This is a genomic window from Candidatus Halocynthiibacter alkanivorans, from assembly GCF_003333265.1.
Lineage (GTDB): Bacteria > Pseudomonadota > Alphaproteobacteria > Rhodobacterales > Rhodobacteraceae > Halocyntiibacter_A > Halocyntiibacter_A alkanivorans.
Genome location: NZ_QOLB01000010.1, coordinates 1 through 2,551 on the forward strand (window position 1 = coordinate 1; position 2,551 = coordinate 2,551).

3 protein-coding genes are annotated in these 2,551 nt (G+C 42.5%); all 3 read left to right on the forward strand.

The genetic code is table 11. From position 1 onward, the window contains the following. On the forward strand, window positions 1-501 hold a 501-nt coding region (locus DWA01_RS23030), incomplete at its 5' end, for a carbapenem self-resistance protein CarG family protein (protein ID WP_160115931.1). Window positions 502-541: 40 nt separating this feature from the next. Further along, on the forward strand, window positions 542-1,045 hold the full coding sequence (locus DWA01_RS00125; protein ID WP_136057624.1) for an Lcl C-terminal domain-containing protein: 504 nt from the start codon (window positions 542-544) through the stop codon (window positions 1,043-1,045). A 235-nt stretch (window positions 1,046-1,280) separates the two neighbouring features. After that, on the forward strand, window positions 1,281-2,551 hold a 1,271-nt coding region (locus DWA01_RS00130), incomplete at its 3' end, for a peptidase U32 family protein (protein ID WP_136057625.1).

Genomic DNA, 2,551 nt, shown 5'->3' on the forward strand with positions numbered 1-2,551 from the left:
TTTTCATTTAATGCAAACGCCTTTAATCTTATTGAATTAAACCAAGGCGTTAATAATGTAGATTTAAATGATGACGGTTTAATCGATTATGCATTGCTTGCCCAATACGACAACAATAAATCTCACCTTAGCCAAACAATCACCTTTTATGTGCACAAACCCGAGGGCGGGTATAGCATTATGCCCAGCATCGTGGACGACGAATTCCCCTATTTTAGTTTGTCTTTATCGGGAAGTACTGTGACAGTTAGCGGCTTCAGCTTAGTTCGCTATAAAGATAAGATCTATTTTAGCACTGCAGATAAAAGCATCATCAATGCCTATGATGATCAATTTTTCGATTACGTGCTCTATGAATTTATTAGCAGTGATGAGCACCCCGGTACTCCTTTATTCCATTGGCAAAAAGTTTTCAGCGCCACTAGCATCAATAAATATAATTCTGCTAATCAAGCCTTTACAGAACTTGGCTCACTTTTAGCCAACTTTGAACCAGGCTAGCTCTACATTATTCACTGTTAATCCTCTTAGGTATTTCCCCATGAAAACCAGTATTATTAGCTTCGCCTTTTCAGTCATGTTTTTAGGTAATTATGCGTTTGCCCAATGCCGCGACTTTGATGCACAACATCAATTCCAGTCACGTTTTAAAGTTGCACAAGGTATCGTTCAAGACAACAAGACCCATCTAACTTGGCAGCGTTGTAGTGTTGGCACAACTTGGTCCAGTGATAACAGTTGTAGCGGAGAGATAGAATATATGAGTCTAAGTGACGCTAAACAAATGGCCGCAACGCTCGCCGATGGTTGGCGCATTCCCAACATAGAAGAGCTTTCTAGTCTCCTTGAACTTAGCTGTACCGAACCTTCAATCAACGCCGAGGTTTTCCCAGGTGTTAAGGATATGGGCGAAGGTGCACCTTACTGGAGTATTAGCGAGGTAGCAGGCATACCGACAATGTTTTATTTCATCGACTTCTGGGAAGTGATGGTTGATGGCCACTCTAATCAATTTCCATTGGCGCTGCGGTTAGTGCGAGACTGAGCCTGCATCTCAAATCAACGCCAACAACTTATCGCCCAAGATTGGAAGGCTAGACAATCAGCTCTACAGTCTCCCATCCTGAACGGCGTTACTTTAGCGGCTACACATATAAACTTATCTAGTCACTAATAACACCGATATGCCCATAGATAGATGGCAATGCCCCGCACTTCAAGCTAAAATCCTCGCCCAATAATACTCTACCGTTTAATCAAGAATTAGGTGTCACCCGTTTATGAGCACAGCAACACAAAAGATCGAATTATTAGCCCCCGGTGGCGACGTTGAAGCAATTAAAGCAGCCATTGTCTCTGGCGCCAATGCGGTATATTGCGGCTTAGATACGTTCAATGCCCGCAATAGAGCCTCCAATCTATCTTTTGATGAACTGACAGGTGTGTTGCGCCTTGCTCATAAATACAATTGTGAAATATTCCTCACCATTAACGTGGTGATTCTCGAGCAAGAAATGGCGGGATTGTTTAAGTTGCTCAACAAGTTAGTGAATACCACCATCGACGGCATTATTGTGCAAGATTTGGCTTTGTTTAACTTAGTTAAGAAATACTTCCCAAGTCTAGATATCCACGCCTCTACCCAGTTAACCACACACAACCCTGGACAAGTTTTATTCCTAAAGCAGGCAGGAGCGTCTCGTATTAATTTATCTCGAGAGTTGAATCTGCCAGAGATCAAATCGTTAACGGCCCTCGCCCACGACAACCAATTACTCACTGAAGTGTTTGTACATGGCTCTCTGTGCATTGCCTTCTCAGGTCAATGTTACTCCAGCTCAGTCAGCGTGGGCAATTCAGGCAACCGTGGTCGTTGCAGCCAAGCTTGTCGAGATGAATATGTGCCGGGTAAAACAGGCAATAAGTTTCCGCTTAACTTAAAAGATAACTCAGCCTATTTTGACTTGCCGCAGTTGGTCGAAGCAGGTGTTGATTCTTTAAAAATCGAGGGCCGTATTAAAGGCGCGCACTACGTTTATACGGTGGTTGATAGCTGGCGTCAGAATATCAATAAGTTTGTCGAAACCGGTAAATTACACGACGATGATTCTAATCTACATAAAGTCTTCAATCGTGATTTTACCAATTCTTTCTTGACCGGCAAGTTACGAAAAGACATGTTTATCGACAACCCTCGTGATCACAGTGTGATTCATGCAGTGCGCAGTAGCAATGCGATTTCTGCAGTGCAGATTCATGACGTAACACAAGAGCTTTACACTGATAAACAAGCACTTGGCGCAACACTTGAAGACAAAATAAAGTACCTTAGCATTGCCAAACAAAACCTGATTATTAAGTTTTCTGGCGCGATAGACCTGCCATTAACGGTCGCGGTTTGCATTGAAGGACTTGCACCTATTGTTTTGACATCAACCTCGACCTTAATCCGCTCTGAAAAATCACCATTAGTTCAAGCAACGTTAGAGAAGCGTTTTAAAATCTTTAACAATTCAGACTATGTCATTGCAGCGTTCGACTTTTCTGAAAT